The sequence below is a fragment of the Salmonella sp. 32082101201600294FB01SM01 genome (assembly GCF_017572865.1).
GTDB classification, from domain to species: domain Bacteria; phylum Pseudomonadota; class Gammaproteobacteria; order Enterobacterales; family Enterobacteriaceae; genus Salmonella; species Salmonella enterica.
Window position 1 is genome coordinate 1 of record NZ_JAGESB010000001.1, and the last position, 22,741, is coordinate 22,741.

Below are 22,741 nucleotides of genomic sequence, written 5' to 3' on the forward strand. Positions count from 1 at the left end.
TCTCCTGAAGGAACGTTGAAGACGACGACGTTGATAGGCCGGGTGTGTAAGCGCAGCGATGCGTTGAGCTAACCGGTACTAATGAACCGTGAGGCTTAACCTTACAACGCCGAAGATGTTTTGGCGGTTGAGAAGACAACAATTTTCAGCACTGATTCAGAGTTGAGTACGCAATAATTTGCGCAGCAGCAAGGCGGCAAGCGAAGGAAAGGAAGGAGCATACAGAAGTATGTGACTGACTTTACGAGCGCAGGCAACGCCGCTGATGCGATAAAGAATTGCGTACAGAGCACAAAAGAATTTGCCTGGCGGCAGTAGCGCGGTGGTCCCACCTGACCCCATGCCGAACTCAGAAGTGAAACGCCGTAGCGCCGATGGTAGTGTGGGGTCTCCCCATGCGAGAGTAGGGAACTGCCAGGCATCAAATTAAGCAGTAAGCCGGTCATAAACCGGTGGTTGTAAAAGAATTCGGTGGAGCGGTAGTTCAGTTGGTTAGAATACCTGCCTGTCACGCAGGGGGGCGCGGGTTCGAGTCCCGTCCGTTCCGCCACTTATTAAGAGCCCTGAGCATTAGCTCAGGGCTTTTTGTCTATGGAAAACCCCCAGCTAGGCTGGGGGTTCCGGAAAGCTTTCAGCTTTAAGCCAGTTATTAAAACCCCTTTTGATTTGTTAAAACATCTTGCGGTCTGGCAACTGCAAAAGTTCAACAAGAAATCAAAAGGGGGTCCCAATGGGGGACGAAAAGAGCTTAGCGCACACCCGATGGAACTGCAAATATCACATAGTTTTCGCGCCCAAATACCGAAGACAAGCGTTCTATGGAGAGAAGCGTAGGGCAGTAGGCAGCATATTAAGAAAATTGTGTGAATGGAAAAACGTACGAATTCTGGAAGCGGAATGTTGTGCAGATCATATTCACATGCTTCTGGAGATCCCGCCGAAGATGAGTGTGTCGAGCTTCATGGGATATCTGAAGGGTAAAAGTAGTCTGATGCTTTACGAGCAGTTTGGGGATCTAAAATTCAAATACAGGAACAGGGAGTTCTGGTGCAGAGGGTACTATGTCGATACGGTGGGTAAGAACACGGCGAAGATACAGGACTACATAAAGCACCAGCTTGAAGAGGATAAAATGGGTGAGCAATTATCGATCCCTTATCCGGGCAGCCCGTTTACGGGCCGTAAGTAACGAAGTTTGATGCAAATGTCAGATCGTATGCGCCTGTTAGGGCGCGGCTGGTAAGAGAGCCTTACAGGCGCATCTGAAAAACCTCCGGCTATGCCGGAGGATATTTATTTCTTTGCCTGTCATTTAATTATTGCTCAATTCGCAAAAATCCTCTGCATTTCTCGCTCTTTTTCTACAAAGCGCTGAAGGTCATAATCCCCTCAGTTAACGAACATAGTGATTAAAAAGAGGAATTCTATGACTATCCCTGCATTCGGTTTAGGTACTTTTCGCCTGAAAGACGACGTGGTTATCGCTTCTGTGAAAACGGCGCTTGAACTGGGCTACCGTGCTGTCGACACTGCGCAAATCTATGATAATGAAGTTGCTGTTGGACAGGCGATTGCTGAGAGCGGCGTACCGCGTAATGAGCTGTACATCACCACTAAGATCTGGATTGAAAACCTTAGCAAAGACAAGCTGATCCCAAGCCTGAAAGAGAGCCTGAAAAAACTGCGTACCGATTATGTCGATCTGACGCTGATCCACTGGCCATCTCCGGGTGATGCCGTGTCTGTCGAAGAATTTATGCAGGCATTGCTTGAAGCTAAAAAACAAGGGCTGACTCGCGAAATTGGCATTTCAAACTTCACCATTCCGTTGATGGAAAAGGCTATTGCCGCGGTGGGCGTAGACAATATCGCCACCAACCAGATTGAGCTATCTCCGTATCTGCAGAATCGTAAGGTGGTTGACTGGGCGAAAGCGCACGGTATCCACATCACCTCTTATATGACGCTGGCATACGGCAAAGCGCTGAAAGATGAAGTGATTGCGCGCATTGCGGCTAAACATAATGCGACGCCGGCGCAGGTTATTCTGGCATGGGCAATGGGTGAAGGTTACTCCGTGATCCCTTCATCCACCAGGCGTGAAAACCTAGCAAGCAACCTGCTGGCACTGGAACTGCATCTGGATGCCGAAGATAAAAATGCGATCGCGGCACTGGATTGCAACGACCGCCTGGTTAGTCCGGAAGGTCTGGCCCCTGAGTGGGATTAATTGCCTGACCCTTTGTACCCTTTACCCCCCTCTTTCACAGCTCCTACGGGGGCTGTTCTTATATATTCGCTCAAAAAGTCGATAAATGCCCGAATGCGTGTGCTGACGGCGCGATCGCTGTAGTAAACGGCGCTGAAAGGCATTTCTACCGGCAGACGTTTATCGGCCAGCAGTTCCACCAATTCTCCCCGCGCGATCTCTTTATCAATCATATAATCTGAAAGACATGCAATGCCGTTACCGTTCAGGCAAAGCTGTTTTAACGTTTCCCCGCTGTTGGAAGAAATCCCACATTCGACTTCATGGAGCTGCCCATCTCTACAGGCAATCGGCCAGGTATTGAGCGAAACAGGTTCTGAGAACCCCAGGCACAGATGCCGTTTTAACTCTTCAACGGTCTCTGGCTTGCCAAAACGGGCAATATAATCCGGTGAAGCGATAATCTTACGATAACTGGTAAATAACGGGCGTGCGCGCAGACTTGAATCTGTCAACGTGCCTGCGCGTATCGCAACATCCACTTTTCGTTCAATAAGATTGATGAACGTTTCTGAGGAGACAAGAGACAACGTTATTTCCGGATACCGTTCACGAAAAGGTTTAATCAGCGGCATCAGGAAATGCAGCATTACCGGCGTTGCCGCATCGATACGCAGTAAGCCGCGCGGGGTATTACGCGACTCCATGATTTCCGTTTCTGCGGCGGCCATTTCTTGCAGTATCTGCTGCACGCGCCTGAAATATCGCTCTCCTTCTTCAGTCAGGCTCAGCTGTCGTGTCGTACGATTAAGCAGACTGACGCCGAGCTTCATCTCCAGCTTTTTAACTGCCCGGCTGACAGCGGAATTGGCCTGTCCAAGCTGCTCTGCCGCCCGGCTGAAGCTGCCGCTTTCCACGACTGCGACAAAAATTGCAAGTTCTTCGGAGGTGGCTTTCATTTTTGCTCCTGAAGCAAAATTAAATTGATATTTTGGATGTTTTTGTCATTAAAACATCCAGGCATACTGCGTGTCATCTGATTACTGCTGTTATGGAGTTATTTATGCCTCTCGCTTTATTTGCACTGACAATAAGTGCTTTCGCTATCGGTACGACTGAGTTTGTGATTGTCGGCCTGGTGCCGACCATTGCTCAACAACTGGCTATCTCGTTACCTTCCGCCGGAATGCTGGTTTCAATCTATGCGCTGGGTGTGGCTATTGGCGCGCCGGTGCTGACCGCGCTGACCGGACGCCTGCCGCGTAAACAGTTACTGGTCGCGCTGATGGTCTTGTTTACGGCGGGGAATTTGCTGGCATGGCAGGCACCGGGCTATATGACATTAATCGTCGCCCGTCTGCTGACGGGCCTGGCGCACGGCGTGTTCTTCTCGATTGGATCTACCATCGCGACAAGTCTGGTGCCAAAAGAGAAAGCGGCTTCTGCGATCGCTATTATGTTTGGTGGTTTAACGGTAGCGCTGGTCACAGGCGTTCCGCTGGGCACATTTATCGGTCAGCATTTTGGCTGGCGTGAGACCTTCCTTGCGGTATCACTGTTAGGCGTGATTGCGCTGATGAGTAGTCAATTGCTGATCCCGACCAATATTCCCGGTCGGGCGGCCGCCAGCATTCGTGACCAGGTGAAAGTACTGACTCATCCTCGTCTGTTGCTGATTTACGCCGTTACAGCGCTGGGCTACGGCGGGGTATTCACGGCATTCACCTTCCTGGCGCCGATGATGCAGGATCTGGCGGGGTTCTCCCCGGCAGCGGTAAGCTGGATCTTACTGGGGTATGGCGTATCTGTGGCTATCGGCAATATCTGGGGCGGTAAACTGGCGGATAAGCATGGTGCCGTGCCGGCGCTGAAATTCATTTTCGCCGCGCTGTTTGTTCTGCTGATGGTCTTCCAGGTGACGGCCTCCACGCAGTATGCCGCGCTGGCTACCATTCTGGTGATGGGGATCTTTGCCTTCGGTAACGTACCGGGGTTGCAGGTCTACGTGGTACAGAAAGCGGAACAATTTACGCCCAATGCCGTTGATGTGGCGTCAGGTCTGAACATTGCGGCGTTTAACATTGGTATTGCGCTGGGCTCCGTGATTGGCGGGCAAACGGTGGCGCATTACGGTTTGGCGCAGACGCCGTGGATTGGCGCCCTCATTGTTCTGGTGGCTTTCCTGCTGATGGGTGTCAGCGGACGTCTTGATAAACCTGTACGCATTGCTCTGGAGTAAATTATTGATGTAAGCGCCTACTTACAAAACAAACTGCAATTGTTCGTTGAAAGTGAGTGCTAAAATCCCTATAACAGAAGAACCAGTCCGGTTGAGGACTGGTTGACGTTACAGAGGTTTGAAAGTCAAAAGTGCGAAAAAACACCTATGCGATGCGCTATGTTGCCGGACAGCCCGCCGAGCGGATTTTGCCGCCAGGGTCGTTTGCGAGCATTGGCCAGGCATTGCCCGCCGGGGAACCGCTAAGCAGTGAAGAGCGGATCCGTATCCTCGTGTGGAATATATTCAAGCAGCAGCGAGCCGAATGGTTATCGGTGCTGAAGAACTACGGCAAAGATGCGCATCTGGTCCTGTTGCAGGAGGCACAGACGACGCCTGAACTGGTACAGTTTGCCACCGCTAACTATCTTGCCGCCGACCAGGTTCCCGCTTTTGTATTACCTCAGCATCCGTCTGGCGTCATGACGCTGTCTGCCGCCCATCCTGTTTACTGCTGCCCTTTACGGGAAAGAGAACCGATTTTACGTTTGGCGAAATCAGCCCTGGTGACGGTATATCCCTTGCCGGATACCCGTTTATTAATGGTAGTAAATGTTCATGCGGTAAATTTTAGTCTGGGCGTGGACGTATACAGTAAGCAGTTACTTCCGATCGGCGACCAGATTGCGCACCATAGCGGCCCTGTCATTATGGCGGGTGATTTTAATGCCTGGAGCCGCCCACGTATGAATGCGTTGTACCGCTTTGCACGTGAGATGTCGCTGCGCCAGGTGCGTTTCACTGACGATCAGCGCCGTCGTGCGTTTGGACGACCGCTGGATTTTGTTTTTTATCGTGGGTTAAACGTGAATGAAGCCTCCGTACTGGTGACGCGCGCTTCCGATCACAATCCGCTACTCGTTGAATTCAGTCCCGGCAAACCTGAGCAATAAAGGTGCGTCAGGTCTGCCGTGGGGCAGGCCTCTTCGGGTGCTGCCCTCTATTTTTCTCATAACAGAAGGGCACTACCATGACAACGCATTCCCACCATGACAATGTTGAAAAGCAGTTTGGTTCACAGGCGAACGCCTATTTACATAGCGCCGTTCACGCATCGGGTCGTGACTTAGCGCGGCTGGCGCAAAGGCTGTCTGATTTTTCCCACGCGAACGTACTGGATATGGGATGTGGGGCTGGACACGCGAGTTTTGTCGCTGCGCAACATGCCAACTCGGTCGTGGCATACGATTTATCCGCCAGCATGCTTGAGGTTGTCGCTGGAGCGGCGGAAGAAAGACATTTAAGTAATATTACTCTCCGGCAAGGCTATGCCGAAAAACTGCCCTTTGAAGATGCATCGTTTGAGGTGGTGATTAGCCGCTATTCCGCGCATCACTGGCACGACGTTGGTCAGGCATTGCGTGAGGTTTATCGTGTATTAAAACCCGGCGGCGTGCTGATTATCATGGATGTCATGTCGCCTGGACATCCTGTACGCGATATCTGGCTGCAAACGGTGGAGGCGTTACGCGACACGTCGCATGTCCGTAACTATTCCAGTGGCGAATGGCTGGCGATGGTCAATAACGCGATGCTGGTAACGAATACCGTGATAACCGATCGTTTATCGCTGGAGTTTCGCTCATGGGTAACGCGGATGCGTACGCCAGCGCCGTTGGTTGAAGCGATTCGATTATATCAGGCGAGTGCCCCGGTAGAGGTGAAGCGTTATTTTGAGTTGCAGGATGACGGCTCGTTTAGCAGCGATACTATCATGCTGGAAGCGCATAAAGCGGTATAGCAATTTAAAAGGCGCCGGGGGAAGCGGCGCCTTTTGGCTTTTTCGTCGGACAATATCAGGAGTCTGGCGTGCTATTGTCCTTCACAAACAACGTAAGCTGATCGCCCGGTTGTAGATTATCCGTATCATGGTTCCAGCGCATTACATCTTTGATATTCACCCCGTGACGTCTGGCGATACTGGAAAGCGAATCGCCTTTACGGACACGATAGGTAATGCTATCGCTATTGTTTGCCAGTCGTTGCGCGCTGCTGCCAGCACCTACGGTCAGGCTTTGCCCGATTTTCAGGCGCGAACCACGCAGGTTGTTCCACTGCTGCAAGTCCTTCGTGCTTACGCCAAGCCGCGAAGCAATACCGGAAAGCGTATCGCCAGAGCGCACCTTATAGCTACGGCTATTCAACGGCGTATTGTCGGCGATCAGTTGGGACTGAACGGCGTCAATCTCACCGGAAGCCAGCGACTCACGCAACTGCTCGGCATGCTTTTTGGGCACCATAACATATTGCGGACCGCTTACGCCTAAGGTAGACCCTTTTACACCGGCATTAAACGTCTTCAGCTTGCTGATAGACATGCCCGCCATATCCGCAACCTGGGCCATTTCAACTGGACTGTTTAAACGAACTCGTGCCAGCGCTCGGCTTTCATCTGTTGTTGGCAGACGTACGCCGTAGCGTTTGCTGTTTTTGAGAATTTCACTCAATGCCAGCATCTTAGGTACGTAGAGTTTTGTTTCTCTGGGCAAAGAAAGCGACCAGAAATCCGTCGGTTTTCCACGCGCTTTGTTTGCTTTAATTGCCCGCATAACACGGCCTTCGCCGCTGTTATACGCTGCAACGGTTAACAGCCAGTCGCCGTCAAACATTTTGTTCAGACGCTGCATCATGTCTAACGCGGCGGTCGTAGAGGCTACAACATCGCGACGCGCGTCATAATTACGGGTCTGCTTTAAACCATAATTGCGCCCTGTGCTCGGTATGATCTGCCAGATGCCTGCGGCATTGGCGCCAGACGTTGCGTGAGGATCAAAAGCGCTCTCCACTATGGGTAGTAGTACCAGCTCCATAGGCATGTTACGTTTCTTAACCTGCCCCGCTATCCAGTACATATACGGCTCTGCCCGTAAAGTTACATCGTGGAGATAGCTCTTATTGCGTAAATACTTCTGTTTCTGTTCGCGAATCCGGCTGTTTTCCGGAATTCCCATCTTTAGCTCGTCGCCAATGAAAGCCCACAAGTCCTGATCTGGCGCGATAGACGTTCCGTCGTCCATCCATCGTGCCTGACTCGTAAACTTTCCTGCTTCCCCTTGACCAGCTGCAGAAAGGCTCTGTGCGTGCTGTTGGACGTTGCCAGTGTTCTGAGACGTCTGGCACCCCACAAGCAGGACAGAGGCGAGTAATATCGCTTTTGCCTTCATGTGTGTGTCAATAGTTGCTTAAAAGACGACCGATCATAACGGCGAAGTTAGCGAATGACAAGTAAGAATTATCAGAACGTGTCTTTCTTTGACCTTAACCATGCAAAACGCGCTTCTGGTTGTTGCAATATTGTTTCTTTGTTGATTTCGTTAATTAAATCAATATCTTCAGTTCTTAAAAAAAGATTAATCTTACGCTCATTTTTAAGAATAACGGGTAATGTCATTTGTTTTTTTACACGTAACTCTTTAACTTTACGATAATATTCATTTATGAACGAATCGTGCGGAAGTATGCTCAATGCGAACTTAATGTTAGCTAAAGTGTATTCGTGAGCGCAGCAAATGAGCGTGTCGTCAGGCAGAGAATTAATTTTCATAAGTGACTGATACATCTGTGATGGCGTGCCTTCAAACAGTCGACCACAGCCGCCAGAGAACAGCGTGTCGCCGCAGAATAAGTAAGGATGGCTAAAGTAACAGACGTGTCCTAACGTGTGACCCGGCGTGGCAAAAAGAGTAAATTTCTCGCCTAAAACGCGAATAGTATCGCCATCGCCAACAAGATGGGGTGCTCCCTTGTCTTGCGTTTCCGCCGGTCCATAAACCGTCATTTGCGGGAAGTGTTGCAACAGCTCTTTGACTCCGCCAACATGGTCGTGATGGTGATGCGTCAGAAAAATCGCCTCCGGCATCCACTTATGTTCAGCAATGGCCTTTAAGACGGGTGCCGCTTCGCCGGGATCAACAATCACACAGCGGCCTTCATCATTGGTCAGCACCCAGATGTAATTGTCCTGAAACGCGGGAATACTGTTAAGATTCATATATTACCTCTCAAATAATTAGCGGAAGGTTGCGATGAAACCGGCAAGGCTCTCTCAAACTGTCGTTGCGCCCGGATGTTGGGGTGAGTTGCCCTGGGGCAATTACTACCGTGAGGCGCTGGAACAGCAGCTCAATCCGTGGTTTGCAAAAATGTATGGTTTCCATTTGCTTAAAATCGGTAATTTAAGCGCAGAAATCAATTCCGAAGCGTGCGCGGTCTCCCATCAGGTGAATGTTTCATCGCAGGGGTCGCCGATGCAGGTTCTGGCCGATCCGCTACATCTTCCTTTTGCGGATAAATCCGTCGATGTTTGTCTGCTGGCGCATACTTTGCCGTGGTGTACCGACCCGCACCGTTTATTACGGGAAGCCGACCGCGTATTGATTGATGACGGTTGGCTGGTCATCAGTGGATTTAACCCGCTGAGTTTGATGGGGTTACGTAAACTGGTACCCGTTTTACGTAAAACACCGCCCTATAATAGTCGGATGTTTACCCTTATGCGGCAACTGGACTGGCTGTCTTTACTCAATTTTGAAGTGCTACATTATAGCCGTTTTCATGTCTTACCCTGGAAAAAGCAGGGAGGGCGGCTATTAAATACGCATATCCCGGCGCTGGGCTGTTTACAGCTTATTGTGGCCCGTAAGCGGACCATCCCGCTTACGCTTAATCCGCTGCGACATAATAAAAGTAAAACCCCTATCCGCCAGACCGTTGGCGCCACCCGGCAATATCGCAAACCGGATGGCTAAGCTTCCGCCTGGTAGCCACTATCTTCCTGCGTGGGATTCATTGCCGCGGCGCGCGCCAGTTCATCACAACGCTCGTTTTCGGGATGGCCTGCATGGCCTTTGACCCATACCCATTTGATCTGATGCTGACCTAACGCAGCATCGAGACGTTTCCAGAGATCGACATTTTTTACGGGTTTCTTTTCCGCTGTTTTCCAGCCGCGTTTCTTCCAGTTATGAATCCATTGGGTAATTCCTTGCCGCACATATTGGCTGTCGGTGCTCAATGTCACTTCGCAATGTTCTTTTAACGCTTCAAGCGCGACGATCGCCGCCATCAGTTCCATACGGTTATTGGTGGTCAGCGTGTAACCTTCACTAAACGTTTTTTCATGACCGCGATAGCGTAAGATAGCGCCATAACCACCAGGCCCTGGATTCCCCAGGCAAGAGCCATCGGTGAAAATTTCTACCTGTTTAAGCATCTCTGGTAGACTTCCTGTAATTGAAATCGATAACAAAACGCAAGTCTGACATAAATGACCGATATGAGCACTGCAATTACACGACAGATTGTCCTCGATACCGAAACCACCGGTATGAACCAGATAGGCGCGCACTATGAAGGTCACAAGATTATTGAGATCGGTGCGGTTGAGGTGATAAACCGTCGTCTGACCGGTAATAACTTCCACGTTTACCTGAAGCCGGATCGGCTGGTGGATCCGGAAGCGTTTGGCGTACACGGCATCGCCGATGAGTTTCTGCTGGATAAGCCGGTTTTTGCTGATGTGGTCGATGAGTTTCTCGATTATATCCGCGGCGCGGAGCTGGTCATCCATAACGCATCGTTCGATATCGGCTTTATGGATTATGAGTTTGGTCTGCTTAAACGCGATATTCCTAAAACCAATACTTTCTGCAAAGTTACCGACAGCCTGGCGTTGGCGCGGAAAATGTTCCCCGGCAAGCGTAACAGCCTTGATGCGCTGTGTTCGCGTTATGAGATAGATAATAGCAAACGTACTTTGCACGGCGCATTGCTCGATGCCCAGATCCTTGCTGAAGTGTATCTGGCGATGACGGGCGGGCAAACGTCCATGACGTTTGCGATGGAAGGAGAGACGCAACGGCAGCAAGGTGAAGAGACCATTCAGCGAATCGTTCGCCAGGCCAGCCGGTTACGGGTCGTTTTCGCCTCTGATGAAGAGCTGGCTGCGCATGAATCGCGGCTTGATCTGGTGCAGAAAAAGGGCGGAAGTTGCCTTTGGCGGGCGTAATTTATTCCTTTTTAGGCTATAAAAATCATCCTTCGGGCGATTTTTGCAGCAACTGATTCAAAAGGTGAGAAAAAGCGTTGACGGGCGACACCGCAAACCGTAATATTCGCCTCGTTCCCAGCGGGAACATAACGGAGCGGTAGTTCAGTTGGTTAGAATACCTGCCTGTCACGCAGGGGGTCGCGGGTTCGAGTCCCGTCCGTTCCGCCAGATACAAATCTCAGGGTGTTTTTTATACATCCTGTAAAGTAAAAAAACCGTATCACTGTAAAAGGGATACGGTTTTTTTTCGTCTTCAAGAAGTTCCTCCGTCTATCGTGGAATCTGACGCAAATGGGCCTACGCCTGGATGACGAACAGGATATTACCGCCACTTCTTTCACTGTCATGGTTATTTTGTCCCACTGACATTTAAGGCGCGGCCTCATAGGCTGTGTTTAACCGGGATCGGAACATGTTCAGCGCAGAAGCAGACTGCGTAATGTTGATGTCATTCAGATAATCACGGACAACCGCCAGACATGCGTATCATCATTCCAGGGCATCCCACTTCTCCAGCAACTCCACCGGGATCTCATTGATCACCTCCGAGAACCGTTTTCCCACCAGTCTTTCAGCCTGGCGTAACAGTGGGATGGTCGGGCTGCTGGGTTCACTGCTCTCAAACCAGCGACGAATGCACCGCAGGCGTTCCAGCGCATCATTACGATCGCGAATTGGCCCCGGTTCAGCATTGTGTGGGAGGGATATACCGGGTGGCGTGTTGACAGGCGGCACATCCTCTGCCCGTGCCGGAACGGCATTATCCATAACCGTGCCTGCGGGGTCTGGCGCTGGCGCTGGCGACGGAGGAATTTCCGGCGTGGTTGTCTGTACCACGTCAGGCAGCAGCGCCAACAACTGCCGCAGGCGTGAAAAATCTGGAGCCAGATTGCCTAATGTCTCACGCGCCCACACTTGCAGGCGTTCTGCGCTTTCCTGCGCTTCGCGAAACGCCGCCAGCGGTAATGCCCCACGGGCTTCGAGGTCGGCCAGTTGCTGGCGGACGGATTCGGGGGCCAGCGCATCAGCCGGGCGGGGAGCGGATAACGCGCGCTCGACATCCCGTACCTGCAGGCGCAGGGCGGCACTGTTTGACAGCGTGATACCGCGAATGTCTGCCATCACGCCTTCGTGATCCAGCAGCGCCGCCAGGGCATTACTGCGCGCCAGCGCCGCATCTTCAATAGATTCTGCGGATGCGCCTTCGCCGGTAAGCAGCTGTGGATGGAGTGCATCAGACCAGATTACGCTCAGTTCTGCCAGTTGTGTGAGCATTTCCGCCAGTCCCTGTGCACCAGCCTGCTGGATGCGACTGCGCAGCAGCAGGATCAACACCCGGATATCCTTACTGCGCGTGAGCAGACGGCGCGCATCACGCTCAATTTCCGGCCAGTTCACGGCTTCCGGCGTACTGACAAAATCACCATATTGCGCCTCCGCCTGGGGGGCGGCGCGGCTGAACAGCAGCAGGTATTCCGGATCGTACTCCGGATCGGGGCCGCATGGTTGTTCCGCGCTTACTGGTTTAGTCAGGCACATATCCATATCATTACTCTCAGTGGGTTAAGCCGTGTTCAGGTTCAAAAATCATGCCGGTCACCGGACGGTCATGCATGGCTTTACCTGCCCAGGCCGTCCAGCCAAGCCGCTGCGCGCCGCCGATCACCGCAGGCGGTGCGGCATGAGGCTTCAACTGCAGCTCAATTTCCCAGCAATATTCAAAACCGATGAACGTACGCACCAGTTCTGTCAGCACGGGCAGATTGTTGCCGCCGGGCAGAAAACGCAGGTAATCCTCCAGCGTGAGCGGGCCGATAATTAGCCGGAATTTGTACTGCATATCCGGTACGGCCTGGCCGATAAGCGCCCCGTTGCCCAGCACCGAAGACTGCGCGGGCGTGCCCAGACGGGTGATTTCATCGTTCGCCACCGTTATCCAGTGCAGGGCGAACTCTTTCACCGCAAAAGGTACGCTGAAATAGTGCGCCAGCGTGGCGGCCAGCCCGTCAGGATTGCGCGATTCGCGTACCAGATGAGCGGAGGCTGCCAGGCGAACATGATCTGACAGCGGGCTTTCGGCGCTTTCCCGTAGATTCTGCCCGCTGAGACTGGCGATATAAAACGCAAAACGGTCGTGTTCCGGTTTGTCCAGCCCGCCACCAGCGGACTGGCCGCTGCGCCATGCCTGCCAGAACTGCGTCAGCCAGCGGTGGTGAAAAATATTGGAAAAATGAACCAGCGTCGGATCGTGACGGCTCTCTGAGCGATTTAGCGCCAGCTCGGTATAGTGCAGCGGCAACGGGCCGTTTGGCCCCCACAGTCCGAGGCTGTACAGGCTCAGGTGCAGGCGTCCATCCTGCCAGCTGACCTGGGCGATTTCCCGTGGTGCAAAGGTCATCGTCGGCGTCTGTCCCAGACGGAATTTTTCCATCCGTGGCTGCCAGATACTGCCTGCCGGAGTATCACAGAGCTGGGCATCCACGCGCCGCATCAGGTTCAGGAATCCGTAACGCCATGGGGTTTTCTGCGCCTGGTCGAGAGCGCCGGTCATACGCTCCCCCGTTGCCCGGTTCTTACCGGCCAGGTCATGACATGCCCGCGTTGCATCGAGTGCAGCGTCATCTGTGAGAAGGTATTAATGGAAACATGGCGGGCAATATAGTGTTCCAGCACCAGACCGAACAGGTAAGGACTGATACCGGAAAATCCTTCTTCGTCCACGGTCAGTTCGCAACTGACGCCCCGGCCATAGACCAACAGGCCGGAGCCGGGCAGGCGGCGGGTTACTGGGGTGGTTTTGCAGCCAATCAGGCTGCGCACCTGGCGCGACTGCGGGCTGTCGTGAGCCGGAATAAACAGATTCAGCAGATCGCGTAGCGCCTGGCCGCCGGTGCGGTGATCCAGATCGGCCAGCGGCAGATAATTAAACGACAACTGCCGGATCAGCCGCCAGGCCATTTCGCGTTCAGCCAGCGGCGGCTGCGGCGGGCGCGGCGGTCTGATAAGACCCACGCCCGCCACCGGAATCGCCGCATCTACGGTCAGATCATCCCGGCCATTACGTGGAATAAGGCAGGGCAGATCGCGGTTAGTCACCATTGCCGTGACGGTGATATGGCGCAGATTTTCCGGGTAGGGCGCTTCATGCTGATCAACCAGCGACAGGAAGACTTCCGAGCCGGTATAGGGGGTTCGGGTGCCATAGCGGCGGGCGTTTTCTGACGAGCGGCGCGGCTCACGACGCAGTGAAAAATAACGCCCGTGGTTGCCTTCGTCATTATTACGGGTGTGATACAGCGGACGAAAAATCATCTTCCGTGTGGTTTCCGCTTCCAGGCCTTCGACTTCCTGAACAGAAAACACCTCGTAATCCAGCGGACGGGTACGATCTACCACCAGATGCTGTTCCGTCACGCTGTGAGTGACTTCAATCCGGGTGGTGGTGCGGGGAAACAGGTTGATCACCGGCGTACAGAACAGGCTGAACTGTGCAGCGTCCGTCTGATGAATCAGCCAGTCCGGCGGCAGGCGATTAAGCAGTATGACAATTTCCGCCACATTGCCCTGCACCTTTTGTAACCCGGCAGACAATCCGGTCGGGGTGAAGAAGTAAAACCGTTCCGGACAGGCGAAAAATTCATGCAGCAGATTATGGCCGTGAAACACGTTCCAGGCGAGCGGCAGCAGCCCCTGCCCTGGCTCCAGCCCTTCGTGCGCCACCGGGTGTTGAAGATTCACATTCAGTTCGCCGTCAAAGTGACCGGGTTCACCGGCCAGTGTGGCGACGGCGCTGGTATGCAGCAGCTCAAACAGGTGTGACGCAATGCGTTCTTCGCCGCAGAGGTAAAAGGGCAGCCGTGCCGGACCGGCCAGCTCGCTGAAAGTCAGTTCCCCGAAGGTTCGCAGGGTGATGCGCAATGCCCCGGCGACATGAATATTAGGCGGCAGATAGCGGTGCAGGGCGGGCATATCCGGTGGCGCGGCGGTCAGGCGTACCTCCTCGATGGACAGCGGCCACAGCGTGACGTCCTGGCTGCTGCGAAACTGGCAGGCGGTATTTTCGCCTTCCGGGATAGGGGAAACGAACGCGGTATCGCGCGGCACGGTGACCCCTTTCGCCAGGTCGCCTTCCTGCGTATCGGGATACAGCTTTACCACTGCCATCGATGGCGTGGGGGTGACGTAATTGGGGCTGACGACTTCCAGTAACCGCTGTGTGAAGCGGGGAAACTCGGCGTCAATTTTTAGCTGAGTACGGGCGCTCAGAAAGCTGAACGCCTCGATCATGCGTTCCACATACGGGTCGGCAATATCGGTTCCCTGCATCCCCAGTCGGGCGGCAATTTTGGGATGGAGGGTGGCGAACTCAGCACCAGTCTCCCGCAGGTAGCTCAGTTCGCGGTTGTAATACTCCAGTAGCCGTGGATCCATGAATAATGCCCTGTATTAAAAGAACGTAATGCGGCTCAGCTCCATATCCAGCGCGCTGCGTACCAGAAACTCCGTGGGATACGGCTGCGTCAGAATTTGTCCGCGAATTTCAAACTGTAGCGTGTTATAGCTACCCTGCCGGGTTTTATCGAGCAAGGGCGTGACCCTGAGTGTGGCGGCGTTCAGCCGGGGTTCGAAACGGATAATGGCGCGCCGGATCGCCTCGCTGATATCGTCCCACTTATGCTCATACATAAAGCTGCCCGCCAGCGGCGGCAGGCCATAGTTGAGCACTGACGCCGCCGCCTGCGGATAGCGCCGGGCGTCGATGTCACCTTCGTGGCTAATGGTATTGAGCAAAAAGGAGAGATCCCGACGAATGATCTCCTTCAGTTGTACCGGCGTGACGCTGATATCCCGGTCAATTTTCTGATACGGAGCATTGTCACACAGCCGATCAAATAGGGTGGGCAGCAGGTGGTTAGCGGGTGTAAAACGAGACGTGCTCATGCGCCATCGTTTTCCTGAGCATGAAAGGTACAATGGGCCATGTCCAGCAGGCTGATATCGCCGTGGCTGGTCAGCCACACTTTCTGCCCCAGCGCCCGCACGGTGGTTTCGCCGGGGCCGTCCTGCCAGGCGGTTTCCCGGCACAGACGCAGGGCGTCAGATGCACTTTCCGAACCGCTGTAACGGGTAAAGAGCCAGGCGCCGTGCGTATCGCCATTCATCAGGGTGATATTAATGGGTTTCCACAGCAGATCGGTCAGGCGCGTCGGTTGCGGCGATTCCAGCGAGCGTATTTGCGAAAACGGTAGCCAGATATACACGCCGCCGGTGACCAGCTCAAGTACCGGGCCAAGGCGGGAATCGCTGTCGCTCGCCCAGTCAAATGCGCCGCCGTTCCACTGCCCGCCCGTGTCTGTTATGGCTTCCAGTGCGGTATTACGGTGTTTATCAACCTCACCGGTATCGTCATGACAGGCGAGTGCCGCCAGCAGTGACTCCACCCAAACGGGCTGCGGCAGAAGAAAACCGGGTCGTTGTTCACCCTGAAAAACGGTGTGGCGGAACATTTCGCAGCGAACCAGCTCCCGGTACAGCCGGGCCTCCTGGGTATAATTGGCCTCCATCCTGGCACATAGCTGAAGCTGGTGTAGCGCCCGCGACCAGTCTCCGGCCACACACAGCAACTGAAACAGGCTGTGGCGGCAGAGCGCCTTCGCCGGATTTTCCCGAACCTTCTGCTCCGCCATCTGAATCCCCTCCGCAATAGAGTATTCCTGTAGCAGCGCGGACAGGGTAGCAGGAAGCGTGTCAGTTTTTTTCATAGGCGGTATTTCCATTTTTCTGTGTCGGAGTGATTCGGTAGTGGCTATCGATGCCAATAATACGATGCTCGCGGCGGGTCAGATCGGGCAGTATCTCGCTATGTGCGGTTTTCCCCCCCAGTTCCGGCGAGAGCAGTTGTAGGATATCGGGCATTGATTCCATCGCCAGCCAGTGCATTTCACCCTCACCGGTCGTGTCCAGCGTATCCAGAATGGCATCAATACCGGGCGCGCCTGCCACCATATCCTGTAACGTGTCGGTGTCGCCCTTTTTATCGTATAACGACGTCAAATCCTGGGTGACAGCGTCTTCATTTCGGGGACACGGTTTATCACGGAGGGGCTTTTCCTGCCCGGAGGGCCGCAATGCCTGCTGATATTCCTGGTAAAGCTGGTGTAGCGTGCTATCCGCTTCATGGCCGGTGTAAGAGGGCGCGGTTTCCCGGACGGGAATAATATCGAACGGGTTCTGCGGATTGAGCTGTTGTTGTTTAAACCAGTCCAGATCCAGGTACTCAGCAACGGATTCAGATGACTGAACCAACTGAGGAAACGAAACATCGGGACGGGACTCATCATTGGTGCGGGCAAGGCACCAGGATGACAGACCCCATTCAATCGTATCTCCATCATTCAGCCGCATACGGTGATGAGGTTCCATCACCTGCTCATTGACGGCACAGCACAGTTCATCAGAGTGATTAACAATCCACCACGCCTCTTCGTGGCGAACAAGACTGAGCGCGATATCGTCTTTCCCATGTTGCTCAAAAAGCGGAATGTAGGGGGCGGCGGCAGTAAATACGATGTATGTCCCTGCGGGATACTGTGCGTTATCCGTTATACCCTGCGACTGTATTTTCCGTAATTCCCACATGTCTTGTTTCATTATGTCCCTTAAATGTATTTATTTTTCTGGAGGAAACGTTTAGGGAGTTTTAATTCATAAATAATTTTAACTAAATTCATAGGGAGTCATTATTGATGACACCCTTTTTATTATTTTCGTCGTGAATGAATTGTTGTATGCATAGATGTCTTTTTTGAAATATTATTTCTTTTAATTCTGCAATTGCGATTTTTATCTTGCTGTTCATTGATTATTTAATATTAACGGCTTAGTTGCTAATTAGTCCCTGATCTGTATCATTGTTTTGTTTCGATATTTTTTCGATGCTATCAATAAAGAATTGTTTATATATTTATATGCATTGATGCATTATTTTTATGAATTTTTATGTCACAAGGCATAACACATGGAAACTCCTGTTTCACGCAGTGCGTTGTATGGAAAACTGGCCGGCCCACTATTCCGGTCGCTGGAATCGGCAACGGCATTTTGCAAACTACGCTCTAATCCCTGGGTTGAGCTGACTCACTGGCTGCACCAGTTAACACAGCAGCCCGATAACGATATTCTCCACGTTCTTCGGCATTACCAGATCCCTCTTTCTGATGTGGAGAAAGCGTTACTCCGGCAACTGGATATGCTGCCCGCCGGGGCCAGCGCCATTAGTGATTTTTCTCACCATATCGATCTCAGCGTTGAAAAGGCCTGGATGCTGGCGAGCGTCCGTTACGGCGATAACAAAATTCGCAGCGGCTGGTTGCTGCTGGCCTTGTTGACCACGCCAGAACTGCGTCGGGTACTGAGCAGTATCTGCGCGCCGCTGGCCACGCTTCCGGTTGATGAACTGACTGAAATACTGCCCTCGTTGATCGAAACATCGCCGGAAGCGCAGGAGCGCCCTTACGACGGCTCCGGCCTGGCATCAACCATTCCCGGTGAAAGCAGTCAGGCGATTCCCAACGGCGGGCAGGACGGTAAATCCGCGTTGGCGAAATACTGTCAGGACATGACGGCACAGGCGCGCGACGGCAAAATCGACCCGGTGACGGGGCGTGAGCATGAAATCCGCACCATGACGGATATTCTGCTGCGCCGTCGCCAGAATAATCCACTACTGACTGGTGAGGCGGGCGTCGGAAAGACGGCGGTCGTTGAAGGTTTTGCCCTCGCGATTGCGCAGGGAGAAGTGCCGCCCGCGCTGCGGGAAGTACGGCTGCTGGCGCTGGACGTTGGCGCTCTGTTGGCCGGAGCCAGCATGAAAGGCGAGTTTGAATCGCGTCTGAAAGGGTTACTGGAAGAGGCCGGGCGCTCGCCGCAGCCGGTTATTCTGTTTGTCGATGAAGTTCACACTCTGGTGGGCGCGGGCGGCGCATCCGGCACGGGCGATGCCGCTAACCTGCTGAAACCGGCGCTGGCGCGCGGCACCCTGCGGACTATCGGCGCCACCACCTGGAGCGAATACAAGCGCCATATTGAGAAAGATCCGGCGCTGACCCGGCGTTTTCAGGTGTTGCAGATTGCCGAACCGGAAGAAATCCCCGCAATGGAAATGGTGCGTGGTCTGGTGGATACGCTGGAAAAACACCATAACGTACTGATTCTGGATGAGGCGGTACGTGCGGCGGTACAGCTTTCTCACCGCTACATTCCCGCCCGGCAGTTGCCGGATAAGGCCATCAGCCTGCTGGATACCGCCGCGGCCCGCGTGGCGCTGACGCTGCACACGCCGCCTGCCAGCGTACAGTTCCTGCGCCAGCAGCTAAAAGCGGCGGAAATGGAACGGTCGCTGTTGCAGAAGCAGGAAAAAATGGGGATTCAGTCAGATGAGCGGCGCGATGCGCTGACGGCGCGAATTTTCTCGCTCAACGATGAACTGACTGCATCCGAATCCCGCTGGCAGCGGGAGCTGGAACTGGTACATACGTTGCAGGAACTGCGTGTCGCAGAGTCTGATGCTGATGACAAAACCACGCTGCAACAGGCCGAAACGGCGCTAAGGGAGTGGCAGGGCGACGCGCCGGTGGTGTTCCCGGAAGTCAGCGCGGCGGTTGTCGCGGCGATTGTCGCCGACTGGACCGGTATTCCTGCCGGGCGCATGGTGAAAGATGAGGCCAGCCAGGTGCTGGAACTGCCTGCCCGACTGGCGCAACGCGTTACCGGGCAAGACGGCGCGCTGGCGCAGATTGGTGAACGTATTCAGACCGCCAGGGCGGGACTGGGCGATCCACGCAAACCGGTGGGCGTGTTTATGCTGGCCGGGCCGTCCGGTGTCGGTAAAACCGAAACCGCGCTGGCGCTGGCGGAGGCTATCTACGGCGGCGAGCAGAACCTGGTAACCATCAATATGAGCGAGTTCCAGGAGGCTCACACCGTTTCCACGCTGAAAGGCGCGCCGCCCGGCTATGTGGGCTATGGCGAGGGTGGTGTGCTGACGGAAGCGGTGCGTCGCCACCCCTGGAGCGTAGTGCTGCTCGACGAGATCGAAAAAGCGCACCATGACGTCCATGAACTCTTCTATCAGGTGTTTGACAAGGGTGGGATGGAGGACGGCGAGGGTACACATGTCGATTTCAAAAACACCACGCTATTACTCACCACCAACGTGGGTTCCGACCTCATCAGCCAGATGTGTGAAGATCCGGCTTTAATGCCCGATGCTACGGGGCTTAAAGAGGCGCTAATGCCGGAATTACGCAAGCATTTCCCGGCGGCATTTCTGGGCCGCGTGACGGTGATCCCTTACCTGCCGCTGGACGAAACGTCGCGTGGCGTGATTGCCCGTCTGCACCTTGACCGACTGGTGGCGCGGATGGGTGAACAGCACGGCGTGATGCTGACGTATAGCGAGGAACTGGTCGCACATATTGTGGCGTGCTGTCCAATGCATGAAACGGGCGCGCGGTTGCTGATTGGCTACATCGAACAGCACATTTTGCCACAACTGTCGCGCTACTGGTTGCAGGCCATGACGGAAAAAGCCGCTATCAGGCAGATTGATATCGGCGTTAATGGTGATGAGCAGATTGTTTTTGAGACAACCTCGCAGGAAGGAATATGCCAAAAGAGTTAAGTGGTGCGCAGTGGGTTTATGGCGTGACTAAGTTTGTCGGCGGAAATACAGATAAACCCCACTGGTCAATTGATGGGCATTAAATATGACATTACGTTACCCGGCGTTATTGACTCCTTTGCTAATGATGTTCGCTTTCAGTGTTCATGGCGAACCGCCTTTACCACAGGATGTGCAGCATTTTCTGAGCAATGCAGAGATGTGCCAGCATCTGGCCGGCGAATGGGACAGTTCTTTACCGGAAGAGGATAAAAAAGACATAGAAAAGGGCATTAATACCTGGTGCCCTCCGGCGAAAAAAGCACTTCCTGGGTTACGGGAAAAGTACAAAGAAAACAAAGAGATTATAAAAAAACTCTCTGAGTATGATTTTTAAACTGTGCCGTTGCACCGCTATCCGGGCGGTCGTCGGTAGATTGATAAGGAAATGAAAGAGTATGGCTATCAACAATAGCGCGCAGAAATTCATCGCGCGCAACCGCGCGCCGCGCGTGCAGATTGAATATGACGTAGAGATTTACGGTTCCGAGAAAAAAATCGAGCTGCCGTTCGTGATGGCGGTGCTGGCCGATCTGGCCGGGAAACCGCGGGAAGAACTGCCGCCGGTGACGGATCGCAAATTCCTCGATATTGATATTGATAACTTCAATGAGCGCATGAAAGCCATTGCGCCGCGCGTGGCGTTCGCTGTGCCGAATACGCTGACGGGTGAAGGTCAGTTGATGGTCGATATCACTCTGGAAAATATGGACGACTTTTCGCCGGCACAGATTGCCCGCAAGGTGGACGCCCTGAACCAGTTACTGGAAGCCCGCACCCAACTGGCGAACCTCCAGACCTACATGGATGGCAAGGCCGGGGCGGAAAATCTGGTCAATAAACTGTTGCAGGACCCGACCCTGCTGAAAACGCTGGCGAATGCGCCGAAACCGGCCGCTACCCAGCAAGGTGTGTCAGCGGATAATGAATCAGCGGAATAACGTCAAATTTTTAAGGAATTTTCATGGCAAACAGTAATATGCAGGCAACCGACGCGGTTGCTCAGGATACCGTCTCCGCATCCGGTGAATTTGATGCGTTGCTGAATCAGGCCTTCCGACCCAAGACTACCCAGGCGGCAAAAGCCGTGGAAGCCGCGGTGCAGACGCTGGCGCAACAGGCGCTGGCGAACACGATCACCGTCAGCGATGACGCTTATAAAAGCATCAGCGCTATTATTGCGCAGATCGACTTTAAACTGACCGAACAGATCAAACTGATTCTGCAACATCCCGACTGGCAGAAGCTGGAATCCTCCTGGCGCGGTATGGAGCATCTGGTTTACAACACCGAGACCGACGAAAAGCTGAAAATCCGCTTCATGAATCTGTCAAAAGATGAATTGCGGCGCAACATGAAGCGTTACAAGGGCATCGCCTGGGATCAAAGCCCGATGTTCAAGAAACTGTATGAAGCCGAATACGGCCAGTTAGGTGGCGAACCTTATGGCTGTATCATTGCGGATTACTACTTCGACCATACACCGCCCGATGTGGATCTGCTTGGCTCTATCGCCAAAGTCGCCGCGTCGGCCCATGCGCCGTTTATTGCCGGGGCTTCCCCCTCGGTACTGCAAATGGACTCCTGGCAGGAGCTGGCGAATCCCCGCGACCTGACCAAAATCGTCACCCAGAACCTGGAATATGCGCCGTGGAACTCGCTGCGGGCTAGCGAAGACTCCCGTTATATTGGCCTGACGATGCCGCGTTTTCTTGCCCGCCTGCCGTATGGCGCAAAAACCAACCCGGTGGACGAGTTTGATTTTGAAGAAGATGCGGATGGTTCTGACCATACCAAATACGTCTGGAGCAACGCGGCCTACGCGATGGGCGTAAACATCAACCGCTCCTTCAAACACTACGGCTGGTGTACGTTGATTCGCGGTGTGGAATCAGGCGGTGCGGTGGAAAATCTTCCCTGCCATACCTTCCCGACTGACGATGGCGGCGTGGACATGAAATGCCCGACCGAAATCGCCATCTCTGACCGCCGCGAGGCTGAACTGGCGAAAAACGGTTTTATCCCGTTGATCCACCGTAAAAACTCAGACTATGCCGCCTTTATCGGTGCACAGTCGCTGCAAAAACCACAGGAATACTACGATCCGGACGCGACGGCCAACGCTAACCTGTCTGCCCGTCTGCCGTACCTGTTCGCCTGCTCGCGCTTCGCGCACTTCCTCAAATGTATCGTCCGCGACAAAATCGGTTCCTTTAAAGAGCGCGAGGATATGCAGCGCTGGCTAAATGAATGGATTATGAATTACGTCGACGCCGATCCGGTTAACTCCTCGCAAGAAACTAAAGCCCGTCGTCCGCTGGCTGCCGCTGAAGTAGTGGTGGAAGAGGTCGAAGGCAATCCAGGTTATTACGATGCGAAATTCTTCCTGCGTCCGCATTTCCAGCTTGAAGGGCTGACGGGATCGCTGCGCCTGGTGACAAAACTGCCGTCAGTGAAGCAGGGCAATGCCTGATATATATTTTA

The 22,741-nt window shown here is 53.5% G+C and carries 21 protein-coding genes, 2 tRNA genes and 2 rRNA genes; 15 read left to right on the top strand and 10 right to left on the bottom strand.

Features of this window, described 5'->3' with window-relative positions; genetic code table 11:
- The 5 genes from J4645_RS00005 to dkgB form a co-directional block, all read left to right on the top strand.
- Nucleotides 1-103 (top strand): 23S ribosomal RNA (locus J4645_RS00005); the annotation flags it as partial.
- Between the two features lie 201 nt (nt 104-304).
- A 5S ribosomal RNA gene (rrf, locus tag J4645_RS00010) occupies nt 305-420 on the top strand.
- A 53-nt stretch (nt 421-473) separates the two neighbouring features.
- Nucleotides 474-550 (top strand) — tRNA-Asp (locus J4645_RS00015).
- 180 nt (nt 551-730) lie between these two features.
- Complete coding sequence (gene tnpA, locus J4645_RS00020) at nt 731-1,189, top strand: IS200/IS605-like element IS200F family transposase (protein ID WP_000502119.1); 459 nt, start codon at nt 731-733, stop codon at nt 1,187-1,189.
- Between the two features lie 237 nt (nt 1,190-1,426).
- On the top strand, nt 1,427-2,230 hold the full coding sequence (gene dkgB, locus J4645_RS00025; RefSeq protein WP_000154887.1) for a 2,5-didehydrogluconate reductase DkgB: 804 nt from the start codon (nt 1,427-1,429) through the stop codon (nt 2,228-2,230).
- Here dkgB and yafC read toward each other — a convergent pair.
- Complete coding sequence (gene yafC / locus J4645_RS00030) at nt 2,227-3,168, bottom strand: DNA-binding transcriptional regulator YafC (RefSeq protein ID WP_023214845.1); 942 nt, start codon at nt 3,166-3,168, stop codon at nt 2,227-2,229. The genes dkgB and yafC overlap by 4 nt on opposite strands.
- A 104-nt stretch (nt 3,169-3,272) precedes the next feature.
- On the opposite strand from yafC, the gene J4645_RS00035 reads away from it, so the two are divergent.
- The 3 genes from J4645_RS00035 to J4645_RS00045 all read left to right on the top strand — a co-directional run bounded on the left by J4645_RS00035 (nt 3,273) and on the right by J4645_RS00045 (nt 6,228).
- A complete protein-coding gene (locus tag J4645_RS00035) occupies nt 3,273-4,448 on the top strand; it encodes an MFS transporter (RefSeq protein ID WP_023214846.1) in 1,176 nt (391 codons plus the stop codon).
- A gap of 131 nt (nt 4,449-4,579) precedes the next feature.
- Nucleotides 4,580-5,380, top strand: coding sequence for an endonuclease/exonuclease/phosphatase family protein (locus tag J4645_RS00040; RefSeq protein WP_001230970.1), 801 nt, complete (start codon nt 4,580-4,582; stop codon nt 5,378-5,380).
- Nucleotides 5,381-5,457: 77 nt separating this feature from the next.
- Nucleotides 5,458-6,228, top strand: a complete 771-nt coding sequence (locus J4645_RS00045; RefSeq protein WP_000207236.1) for a class I SAM-dependent methyltransferase — start codon at nt 5,458-5,460, stop codon at nt 6,226-6,228.
- Between the two features lie 55 nt (nt 6,229-6,283).
- Here the strand turns inward: J4645_RS00045 and mltD are convergent, their stop codons facing one another.
- Both mltD and gloB read right to left on the bottom strand, forming a co-directional pair.
- Complete coding sequence (gene mltD, locus J4645_RS00050; RefSeq protein WP_000644706.1) at nt 6,284-7,651, bottom strand: murein transglycosylase D; 1,368 nt, start codon at nt 7,649-7,651, stop codon at nt 6,284-6,286.
- Nucleotides 7,652-7,722: 71 nt separating this feature from the next.
- A complete protein-coding gene (gene gloB / locus J4645_RS00055; RefSeq protein ID WP_192516172.1) occupies nt 7,723-8,478 on the bottom strand; it encodes a hydroxyacylglutathione hydrolase in 756 nt (251 codons plus the stop codon).
- A gap of 34 nt (nt 8,479-8,512) precedes the next feature.
- On the opposite strand from gloB, the gene J4645_RS00060 reads away from it, so the two are divergent.
- Nucleotides 8,513-9,235: a class I SAM-dependent methyltransferase gene (locus tag J4645_RS00060; RefSeq protein ID WP_000801238.1), complete on the top strand. Its 723-nt coding sequence runs from the start codon at nt 8,513-8,515 to the stop codon at nt 9,233-9,235.
- Here the strand turns inward: J4645_RS00060 and rnhA are convergent.
- On the bottom strand, nt 9,232-9,699 hold the full coding sequence (rnhA, locus tag J4645_RS00065) for a ribonuclease HI (protein ID WP_000917872.1): 468 nt from the start codon (nt 9,697-9,699) through the stop codon (nt 9,232-9,234). The two genes, J4645_RS00060 and rnhA, sit on opposite strands and share 4 nt — an antisense overlap.
- Before the next feature lie 63 nt (nt 9,700-9,762).
- On the opposite strand from rnhA, the gene dnaQ reads away from it, so the two are divergent.
- Together dnaQ and J4645_RS00075 are read left to right on the top strand one after the other, a co-directional pair.
- Entirely contained in the window at nt 9,763-10,494 is a 732-nt protein-coding gene (gene dnaQ, locus J4645_RS00070) for a DNA polymerase III subunit epsilon (RefSeq protein WP_001562201.1), read from the top strand.
- Nucleotides 10,495-10,627: 133 nt separating this feature from the next.
- Nucleotides 10,628-10,704: transfer RNA gene (locus tag J4645_RS00075), tRNA-Asp, on the top strand.
- Between the two features lie 321 nt (nt 10,705-11,025).
- Here the strand turns inward: J4645_RS00075 and J4645_RS00080 are convergent.
- The 6 genes from J4645_RS00080 to tagK are packed head-to-tail and all read right to left on the bottom strand — an operon-like array spanning nt 11,026 to nt 17,187.
- Complete coding sequence (locus tag J4645_RS00080; protein WP_023214847.1) at nt 11,026-12,081, bottom strand: ImpA family type VI secretion system protein; 1,056 nt, start codon at nt 12,079-12,081, stop codon at nt 11,026-11,028.
- A 10-nt stretch (nt 12,082-12,091) separates the two neighbouring features.
- Nucleotides 12,092-13,087: a type VI secretion system baseplate subunit TssG gene (tssG, locus tag J4645_RS00085; RefSeq protein ID WP_023214848.1), complete on the bottom strand. Its 996-nt coding sequence runs from the start codon at nt 13,085-13,087 to the stop codon at nt 12,092-12,094.
- On the bottom strand, nt 13,084-14,967 hold the full coding sequence (gene tssF, locus J4645_RS00090) for a type VI secretion system baseplate subunit TssF (protein WP_000371508.1): 1,884 nt from the start codon (nt 14,965-14,967) through the stop codon (nt 13,084-13,086). Before tssF ends, tssG begins: the two co-directional genes overlap by 4 nt.
- A 15-nt stretch (nt 14,968-14,982) precedes the next feature.
- Nucleotides 14,983-15,477 carry a type VI secretion system baseplate subunit TssE gene (gene tssE, locus J4645_RS00095; protein WP_000108007.1) on the bottom strand — a complete coding sequence of 165 codons (495 nt, stop codon included), beginning with the start codon at nt 15,475-15,477 and terminating at the stop codon, nt 14,983-14,985.
- Nucleotides 15,474-16,298 carry a type VI secretion system accessory protein TagJ gene (locus J4645_RS00100; protein WP_000750541.1) on the bottom strand — a complete coding sequence of 275 codons (825 nt, stop codon included), beginning with the start codon at nt 16,296-16,298 and terminating at the stop codon, nt 15,474-15,476. Before J4645_RS00100 ends, tssE begins: the two co-directional genes overlap by 4 nt.
- Entirely contained in the window at nt 16,285-17,187 is a 903-nt protein-coding gene (gene tagK / locus J4645_RS00105) for a type VI secretion system-associated protein TagK (RefSeq protein ID WP_023214849.1), read from the bottom strand. The genes J4645_RS00100 and tagK overlap by 14 nt, the downstream gene beginning before the upstream one ends.
- Nucleotides 17,188-17,554: 367 nt before the next feature.
- Here tagK and tssH point away from each other — a divergent pair, with 367 nt between their 5' ends.
- From tssH to tssC, 4 genes are all read left to right on the top strand, one after another.
- The gene (gene tssH, locus J4645_RS00110; protein WP_023214850.1) at nt 17,555-20,218 is read left to right on the top strand and encodes a type VI secretion system ATPase TssH; all 2,664 of its coding nucleotides are present in this window, start codon (nt 17,555-17,557) and stop codon (nt 20,216-20,218) included.
- Nucleotides 20,219-20,303: 85 nt separating this feature from the next.
- The gene (locus tag J4645_RS00115) at nt 20,304-20,594 is read left to right on the top strand and encodes a hypothetical protein (protein WP_000175471.1); all 291 of its coding nucleotides are present in this window, start codon (nt 20,304-20,306) and stop codon (nt 20,592-20,594) included.
- Nucleotides 20,595-20,655: 61 nt separating this feature from the next.
- Nucleotides 20,656-21,198 (top strand): type VI secretion system contractile sheath small subunit, encoded by a 543-nt coding sequence (gene tssB, locus J4645_RS00120; RefSeq protein WP_000996815.1) that lies wholly within the window; start codon nt 20,656-20,658, stop codon nt 21,196-21,198.
- 23 nt (nt 21,199-21,221) lie between these two features.
- Nucleotides 21,222-22,730 carry a type VI secretion system contractile sheath large subunit gene (gene tssC / locus J4645_RS00125; protein ID WP_000013884.1) on the top strand — a complete coding sequence of 503 codons (1,509 nt, stop codon included), beginning with the start codon at nt 21,222-21,224 and terminating at the stop codon, nt 22,728-22,730.
- Nucleotides 22,731-22,741 lie beyond the last annotated feature (11 nt).

Bases quoted from the DNA above. Each gene is read 5' to 3' on its own strand.
- tnpA (WP_000502119.1), top strand. From the start codon at position 731: ATGGGGGACGAAAAGAGCTTAGCGCACACCCGATGGAACTGCAAATAT.
- dkgB (WP_000154887.1), top strand. From the start codon at position 1,427: ATGACTATCCCTGCATTCGGTTTAGGTACTTTTCGCCTGAAAGACGAC.
- yafC (WP_023214845.1), bottom strand. From the start codon at position 3,168: ATGAAAGCCACCTCCGAAGAACTTGCAATTTTTGTCGCAGTCGTGGAA.
- J4645_RS00035 (WP_023214846.1), top strand. From the start codon at position 3,273: ATGCCTCTCGCTTTATTTGCACTGACAATAAGTGCTTTCGCTATCGGT.
- J4645_RS00045 (WP_000207236.1), top strand. From the start codon at position 5,458: ATGACAACGCATTCCCACCATGACAATGTTGAAAAGCAGTTTGGTTCA.
- mltD (WP_000644706.1), bottom strand. From the start codon at position 7,651: ATGAAGGCAAAAGCGATATTACTCGCCTCTGTCCTGCTTGTGGGGTGC.
- gloB (WP_192516172.1), bottom strand. From the start codon at position 8,478: ATGAATCTTAACAGTATTCCCGCGTTTCAGGACAATTACATCTGGGTG.
- J4645_RS00060 (WP_000801238.1), top strand. From the start codon at position 8,513: ATGAAACCGGCAAGGCTCTCTCAAACTGTCGTTGCGCCCGGATGTTGG.
- rnhA (WP_000917872.1), bottom strand. From the start codon at position 9,699: ATGCTTAAACAGGTAGAAATTTTCACCGATGGCTCTTGCCTGGGGAAT.
- dnaQ (WP_001562201.1), top strand. From the start codon at position 9,763: ATGAGCACTGCAATTACACGACAGATTGTCCTCGATACCGAAACCACC.
- J4645_RS00080 (WP_023214847.1), bottom strand. From the start codon at position 12,081: ATGGATATGTGCCTGACTAAACCAGTAAGCGCGGAACAACCATGCGGC.
- tssG (WP_023214848.1), bottom strand. From the start codon at position 13,087: ATGACCGGCGCTCTCGACCAGGCGCAGAAAACCCCATGGCGTTACGGA.
- tssF (WP_000371508.1), bottom strand. From the start codon at position 14,967: ATGGATCCACGGCTACTGGAGTATTACAACCGCGAACTGAGCTACCTG.
- tssE (WP_000108007.1), bottom strand. From the start codon at position 15,477: ATGAGCACGTCTCGTTTTACACCCGCTAACCACCTGCTGCCCACCCTA.
- J4645_RS00100 (WP_000750541.1), bottom strand. From the start codon at position 16,298: ATGAAAAAAACTGACACGCTTCCTGCTACCCTGTCCGCGCTGCTACAG.
- tagK (WP_023214849.1), bottom strand. From the start codon at position 17,187: ATGAAACAAGACATGTGGGAATTACGGAAAATACAGTCGCAGGGTATA.
- tssH (WP_023214850.1), top strand. From the start codon at position 17,555: ATGGAAACTCCTGTTTCACGCAGTGCGTTGTATGGAAAACTGGCCGGC.
- J4645_RS00115 (WP_000175471.1), top strand. From the start codon at position 20,304: ATGACATTACGTTACCCGGCGTTATTGACTCCTTTGCTAATGATGTTC.
- tssB (WP_000996815.1), top strand. From the start codon at position 20,656: ATGGCTATCAACAATAGCGCGCAGAAATTCATCGCGCGCAACCGCGCG.
- tssC (WP_000013884.1), top strand. From the start codon at position 21,222: ATGGCAAACAGTAATATGCAGGCAACCGACGCGGTTGCTCAGGATACC.